The sequence below is a fragment of the Flavobacterium selenitireducens genome, assembly GCF_014748335.1.
Taxonomy (GTDB): Bacteria; Bacteroidota; Bacteroidia; order Flavobacteriales; family Flavobacteriaceae; genus Flavobacterium; species Flavobacterium selenitireducens.
Map to the genome: position 1 here is coordinate 1 of NZ_JAAVIY010000025.1, position 7,086 is coordinate 7,086.

Sequence of the window (7,086 nt, forward strand, 5' to 3'; positions counted from 1 at the left end):
AACAGGCCAAGGAAATGCCTAAATTATAAAACACCGAAATATATTTTGGAAAGAGAGATTGCCGCCTCAAAACATCGATTAAATTAGCAATAATATTAAACATCAAAAGACCTGTTGCAATTAGGTCTTGAATCCACCAAGCTCTTACTTGAACATGAAAACCATAATTACAATTTTCGCATCCGCCCTATTGTTGGCGTGTACATCACAGCCCGAATCGTTAATTGAAGCAGACGAAATGTATTATGTAATACGTGGAGAAAACAATAACTACTCAACTATAATTTCAGAAATCATCGAAAACAAAATTAATGGTCTAGAAGAAACTGAATCTTCAAGATTAAATATTGTTGAGTACGATTTGCTGACCAAAAAATATATCAAATTTTTAAACGATACCGAGGATAAATTCGCTTCAAATGATAACGTATTTTTTAAGGATGGTGTTTTAACTGAACAAGGAAAAGATTATCTACAAACTACCAAATTATATTCTTCCAAAATAATTAAACTAGCTCCATCAAAAGAACTTAAAGACAAAATCAATTTTTCTATTTCGCCAAGAGATATTAGGAAAGATTCTCAAGAAGGTGAAATATACGTTTATCATATGGATTATTTCTTCAATCAACTAAAAGCTCAAGGAATAATCACTTATTTGAGCGATCGCAGAAAAAATGTATTAGATATCGAAAATGATTTTATAAACGATAAAATTTGTCGTAAAAATCAATAAAAACTACTGCTAACCGCCGCTAACCGCCATCGCTGGTTCAGAGTGACTAGAATCTAAAATTTCCAGAAGTCGCGAAAACAAGATTTTTTCCGCTTTGGCAAGCTAGAAAAAATCGTTGATTTCGCTACCTTTATTCCAAAGCAGAGAATATTCTCTCCGGAAGGCCGCGACGGCGTTTAGCGGCCTCACGTTGGTGGCAATTTTAGAAACACTTATCAACAAATTACGATTCGGATAATCGCGTTTTGTATATTTAACGAAATCAATTTAATACTATGGAAATAAATAAAATTTTACAGCGATTACGAGCAACATCGTTCAAGTCTACCGAAGCAAGACTAATTGCTTCTGAACTAAAGCGACTTCCTCAAAATGAACGTGACCAAGTTGTTGCTATTCTTAGAAACGAAAAAACAAAAAGCGATAATTCTGATTTGCTTAATGTTATAGATGAAATTATAAATGAGCTTAATCCAAGGTAAAATCGATGGAATAACTTATGCGGATTTCAGTTGGGTAGATTTTTTAGCACTTATTGTTGCAACGGCTGCATTTATTTACACCTGGAGACAAGGTATAAGTCAGGAAAAAAAAATAGAAATTGCAGAAGAAAATGCCGAAAGAGCTCTTCGTTTGTCAGAAGGTGCTATTGAAATACAAATGCGCAACTCAATAGGGATTGCTAGATCGGCGCTGAATAATTTGTTAATTCAGATTAAACAGTTAAGACTTCAGCACCCAAACCAAGATTTAGATTTTACGATAGTGTTTAATTCAATGATGGAAGAATTAGTAAACCAATACGATAGAGGATGTATGCTTTATCTAGACGGTAAAATAGATACTGATCGCTTTCGAATGGAATACGCGAAAGAAATTAAAAATTTGGTCGAAGACAAAAATTGTAAGCGATACTTTGAATCAGATGATGTTAGATTTTCATCGGTTCTAAAAGTATACAAACAATTTAAGGCAAGCAACTGGGGCAAGATATAAAAACTGCCACCAACCGCCGCTAACCGCCATCGCTGGTTTCGGGTAACAGAACCACCTGTTTTAAAAGCCGCGAAAACAAGATTTTTTCTGCTTTGGCAGGCTAGAAAAAATCGTTGATTTCGCTACCTTTATTCCAAAGCAGAGAAAATCCTCTCCGGAAGGCCGCGACGGCGTTTAGCGGCCTCACGTTATGCCCTACGCCATTTAGAATCCGATCCAGCCATGACCTTTTTATGTTTTGTAAATAAAAAATCTTTTAGAATAGCTAAGGCAAATATTACAATTTGTCGAATAATATAAGTTGCGCATAAATATTGAACTTGAAATTATTTGATTTCATCAATGTCCAGGAAAGGCAATTCAAAAATCAGAAGAAAAGAATTTTGGTTCTAAAATTAGTTTTAAAAATTGGTTTTATAATTTTCCGAGCTAGCCGCTGAAATAATGAAAAACTGAACTTAAAATATTTAGGTAGGTTAACTCAAAAATCAGAAGAAAAGATCATTCTTTAAAAAGAAACCAAATTAAAATCTGAGCTATCCGCTGAGATAAATTAAAAAAAATAAATGTGTGAAATTTTAATTTTTTGGTCAAGGATAATATGTTGAAAATTGAATAAGGTTTGAACCGGCGCAGGCATAACCGCCGCTAACCGCCATCGCTGGTTCACGGTTTAATGAACCAACTTTTTCCATAACTTCGCTTTCGTTCGGCAGAGAATATTCTCTCCGATTGCCGCGACGATCGGTTAGCGGCCTCACGTTATGCGACAGTTATAAAAAACGAGAAACAATGAAATTACTATTTTTCAATTGGCTTTTGCTTTTAACTTTAGCCTTTAACTCAGAAATTTACTCTCAAAATTGCTCAGTACTTGAAAATGGTATTTATGAAATGTTTTATGACTCTAATCAAATATCAGTTGGAAATTTCGAAATTAACGATGACAAGTATTTGTACTTGGAAAACAATATCAAAAAGGTGGGTGATTTCATCAAACTTGATAATTGCAGTTTCAGAATTGCAACAAATGAAAAAACTGATGATTCAGAATTAACCGAAGTTCAACGACTTTTAAAAAAACAAAAAAACTATTTCGAGATTACTAAAGTCGAAAGAGATGTTTACTATTTTATTTGTAGAGTAAATCTTCACATCAATTGTGGAAGCGGAAAGTTTATAAAAAAGCGCATCAAGTAATTTAACCGTCGCATAACCGCCGCTAACCGCCATCGCTGGTTCGCGGTAAATAGAACCAAATTTTTCCATAACTTCGTCTGCGTTCGGCAGAGAAAATTCTCTCCGGAAGGCCGCGACGGCGTTTAGCGGCCTCACGTTGGCAGAAATGCGTGAACGACCGCCAAAAGACTACCTAAGATGAAACTATTAATTTACTTGGCGCTGTGATCTTAGAGTTCTCATATAATAAAAACCGCCAACTTTTAAGTATTCATTTAAAATTGAGAGACGGATTTATTTCCTAATGGAAAAGTGAAACCCAACAAACAAAAAAATTAAATCAGGTACTTCTCATTTCATCGAGTTTTATCCGAAAAGAAATCAAAAGATGAACAATTAAATATTTAGCTTAGCAAAAAATTCGGTCGGAAATAATGAACGCTGAAATAATAGATTTAGTTGGTGAGTTCTTTTGGTATTTAGCCTTTCTCGCTCCATTTTTAGCTGTGACTATTTTCTGGAATTTAATAAGTGGAAAAAAAATATATAAAATATTATTTGGCTTTTTTACAGGACTGATCTTTTCGGCAATTTGCCTTTTTATAAGTGTTGCAATTGCCACAAGAAATGGTTTAGGAAGTTAGCGCACTTCTGCCAACCGCCGCTAATCGCCATCGCTGGTTCGCGGTAAATAGAACCAAATTTTTCCATAACTTCGCTTGCGTTCGGCAGAGAAATTTCTCTCCGGAAGGCCGCGACGGCGTTTAGCGGCCTCACGTTACTTGCAAGCCGGCGCTGCGCGCGAGCGCCCGATTTGACACTATTTTTTCCAAAAACGACCGTTTTTCAAATCGGGCGCCGTGGCAATTTTAGAACCAACCTCGTAACAGAGAGTATCAGGTAAATTGCCACGCCAATCTTTGTGTTTTCGGCCTGCAAGTAACCGCCGCTAACCGCCATCGCTGGTTTACGTTAAATTGAGCCACTTTTTTCCAAAAGTCGCGAAAACAAGATTTTTTCTGCTTTGGCAAGCTAGAAAAAATCGTTGGTTTCGCTACCTTTATTCCAAAGCAGAGAAAATTCTCTCCGAAAGGCCGCGACGGCGTTTAGCGGCCTCACGTTACTGGAAACCGTAGAAAAATCGCCCATCAAAATCAAATGACAGAATATATAAATAAGCTCATTACAATTGAGTTTTCAGATCGCAAAACTTTAAAAACTGGATTCTTAATTGATTTCTCTTGTGACTGGATTTTACTAAAAAGTAATCCAGTAGATTTTGTAATTGATGGTTTTACGATAATTAGAAATAAAAATATCGAGGCAATTTATCGTGATGAAGACGAAAGATTTACAGAGAAAGTCTTGCGTCTTAAAAAATTAGAGCCCCACGAAAACGACAAAATTCCATTAGATGACATTCAAACTATTTTAAATTATATAAATTCCAAATTTGGAATATTTCAATTCTTCAAGAAATCTGAAAAATCAATTTATCCTGGAAGATTAAAAGAAATTAATTCCAAAGAAATTATTATTGATTGGATAGATTTAAAAGGAATTTGGTCAGAAGAAAGAAGTTTCAAATTAGATAAAATTCGCATTCTAGAATTTGACAATGATTACCTAAATTCGTTGAAATTAGTTGCTGACTCACAAATTAACGGCTTCCAGTAACCGCCGCTAACCGCCATTGCCGCATGTGGACTAATCAGAAGAAATTGTTTCCAAAAGCCACAAAACTTAGATTTATTCTTCTTTATCAAGTTAGAAAAAATCATAAGTTTTGTTACCTTTCGGTTCGGCAGAGAATACAATCTTCGAAAGGCGGCAACGCGCGGTTAGCGGCCTCACGTTACCAGAGATTTTGAAAAATCGATTGCTATGAGATACTTTCTACTATTTTTACTCATTTATATTTCCTGTAACAACTTAAATAAATCTCAACCTTTGGACACAGAAATAAAAGTATCGAAACAAGAGGTCGAAAAAAATATTGCCATTTTAAGAAAATGTGGTTTCTTCGCTGATATGATAACACTAAGCGATCAAGAAGTATTTGATCAGTTGCATTCGAATAGAATAGCTGTATATTCTAAGATATTTGAAAAGACATACGACCCAGGAATGAATTTGGATGAATTTGAATTGGCTTGTTTGGACAATCATAAAATGATCTATATAGACTTGGAAGCTGATGTTTGCGCCGAAAACAAAGTTTATAAAGATGTCATTTTAATGTTTTCAAATATATCTGATGGTAAGTTCATTCCAAAAAACATAAAAGAAAGTTGGCACAGTGATTCCGGCCCCATTTCAGTGGAATTTGAACTTGATAATGAAATTATAAATTTCAATCCGAAATTTTCAGACGACTGGTTAGATCAAAAAGTATTTGAAATTTGCCGAAAACAAATTGAGGCTAAAGGATTGAGAATAGTAGAATGTCTGGGAGAAAGCGAATTCGGATATGGTCAGGCTATTTCTTTTATGAAATTGACAGATTCCCAGCAAACAATTTTAGAAAAAAATTATAGGTATAAGTTTCGAGAGTAAAACCTCTGGTAACCGCCTTTAACCGCAATTGCTGTTTCGCGGTACATTGTAAACCTATTTTCCATAACTTCGTTCGCGTTCGGCAGAGAGGACTTTCTCCGAAAGGCCGCAACTGACGGTTACAGGCCAAACGTTACTTGCAAGCCGGCGCTGCGCGCGAGCGCCCGATTTGACACTATTTTTTTCAAAAACGACCGTTTTTCAAATCGGGCGCCGTGGCAATTTTAGAACCAACCTTGTAACAGAGAGTACCAGGCAAATTGCCACGCCAATCTTTGTGTTTTCGGCCTGCAAGTAACCGCCGCTAACCGCCATCGCTGGTTTAGAGTAATTAGAACTTTTAATTTCCAGAAGTCGCGAAAACAAGATTTTTTCTGCTTTGGCAAGCTTGAAAAAATCGTTGATTTCGCTACCTTTATTCCAAAGCAGAGAAAATTCTCTCCGGAAGGCCGCGACGGCGTTTAGCGGCCTCACGTTACCGGCAAGCAGTTACAAACATATCTCATGAAACAAATCCTCAAATTCACAATATTCACATTAATCTTATTGTGCTCAAACCATATTTGGTCTCAAAAAAGCAACTTCTATGTTTACTTTGAATTTGGTGACTATAAAAATGAGAAGACCCAGCGAGTTATCGCATCGATCGTCAAAAAGATAAAATATGATGAAGATAAAGTTTGCGAATTTAGAATTTCTTATAACGACCAATCATATACTCTAATTGAAGCATTTGAAGAAGAAATTATAACTAATAATGAATTTGAAAAAATTCGTAAGTCAAATAATTTTAGTGAGCTACGCAGATCGGTTGAATCGTTGGAACATGGAAAACTTATGGATTTCGATAAATTTGACTACTACATGATTGAGAAAAATTTTGATCAAACTTACCAAGTTTATAAAGTCAAACAAATAATTCGAAGCTTACCTTAACAAGAATAAAATGGAATAATAAATAAATCTGCCAGCCGGTAACCGCCAATTCACGCAATTGCTGGTTTTCGTTAGCGTGAAACACCTTTTTTCATATCTTCGTTTCAGGTCGGCAGAGAGTACTCTCTCCGCAGCGCCGCAACTGCGCGAATCGGCCTAACGTTAGCTGCCATTTTTAAAGTTCTCTCGTCCTAAAATAGGTTGACTAAAAATTAACCACTTTTAGCAATCTATGAACTTACCGAAGAAAGGACCCTGTCCAAAAAAAGAGTATCAGAAGATCTCCTACGATCTTAAACTGTCCATCATTGACAAAATCTCCAATGGTCAGATTTCCGCCAATCACGCCGCCAAGACGTATAACGTTTCGAGAAGCTCGATTGATTATTGGATGAAAAAAATGCTTTCCTTTGAACAAAGAAGCAAAGCCATGTCGAGCAAAGACGAGATAAAAAAATTGAAACAGCGTATCGAGGAACTGGAATTTATAAAGAATTTCCAGCAGGAAATCATCGCGGAAGTCGAACTGGAAAGCGGCATCGATATCGCAAAAAAGTCATTACCCGGGGCATTGGCAAAGGAAGTGGAGAAAAAGAAGCAAGACCTTATAAAACAAGGCTTCTCTACGAATGCCTCGGGATATCAAAACAAGCCTTCTACCAAAAAATAGCAGCCTATCGGCA

9 protein-coding genes are annotated in these 7,086 nt (G+C 36.0%); all 9 read left to right on the forward strand.

Annotation, left to right across the window (positions count from 1 at the left end; genetic code table 11):
* Positions 1 to 154: 154 nt before the first annotated feature.
* Entirely contained in the window at positions 155 to 736 is a 582-nt protein-coding gene (locus HC229_RS16385) for a hypothetical protein (protein ID WP_191021586.1), read from the forward strand.
* A gap of 275 nt (positions 737 to 1,011) precedes the next feature.
* Positions 1,012 to 1,218: a hypothetical protein gene (locus HC229_RS16390; protein WP_191021587.1), complete on the forward strand. Its 207-nt coding sequence runs from the start codon at positions 1,012 to 1,014 to the stop codon at positions 1,216 to 1,218.
* On the forward strand, positions 1,199 to 1,732 hold the full coding sequence (locus tag HC229_RS16395; protein ID WP_191021588.1) for a hypothetical protein: 534 nt from the start codon (positions 1,199 to 1,201) through the stop codon (positions 1,730 to 1,732). Before HC229_RS16390 ends, HC229_RS16395 begins: the two co-directional genes overlap by 20 nt.
* A gap of 792 nt (positions 1,733 to 2,524) precedes the next feature.
* Complete coding sequence (locus HC229_RS16400; RefSeq protein WP_191021589.1) at positions 2,525 to 2,932, forward strand: hypothetical protein; 408 nt, start codon at positions 2,525 to 2,527, stop codon at positions 2,930 to 2,932.
* Between the two features lie 413 nt (positions 2,933 to 3,345).
* Positions 3,346 to 3,555, forward strand: a complete 210-nt coding sequence (locus tag HC229_RS16405; protein ID WP_191019053.1) for a hypothetical protein — start codon at positions 3,346 to 3,348, stop codon at positions 3,553 to 3,555.
* 514 nt (positions 3,556 to 4,069) lie between these two features.
* Positions 4,070 to 4,588, forward strand: a complete 519-nt coding sequence (locus HC229_RS16410) for a hypothetical protein (RefSeq protein ID WP_191021590.1) — start codon at positions 4,070 to 4,072, stop codon at positions 4,586 to 4,588.
* A gap of 207 nt (positions 4,589 to 4,795) precedes the next feature.
* Entirely contained in the window at positions 4,796 to 5,467 is a 672-nt protein-coding gene (locus HC229_RS16415; protein ID WP_191021591.1) for a hypothetical protein, read from the forward strand.
* A 504-nt stretch (positions 5,468 to 5,971) separates the two neighbouring features.
* The gene (locus tag HC229_RS16420; RefSeq protein ID WP_191021592.1) at positions 5,972 to 6,403 is read left to right on the forward strand and encodes a hypothetical protein; all 432 of its coding nucleotides are present in this window, start codon (positions 5,972 to 5,974) and stop codon (positions 6,401 to 6,403) included.
* 232 nt (positions 6,404 to 6,635) lie between these two features.
* On the forward strand, positions 6,636 to 7,073 hold the full coding sequence (locus HC229_RS16425) for a helix-turn-helix domain-containing protein (RefSeq protein ID WP_191021411.1): 438 nt from the start codon (positions 6,636 to 6,638) through the stop codon (positions 7,071 to 7,073).
* Positions 7,074 to 7,086: the final 13 nt, after the last annotated feature.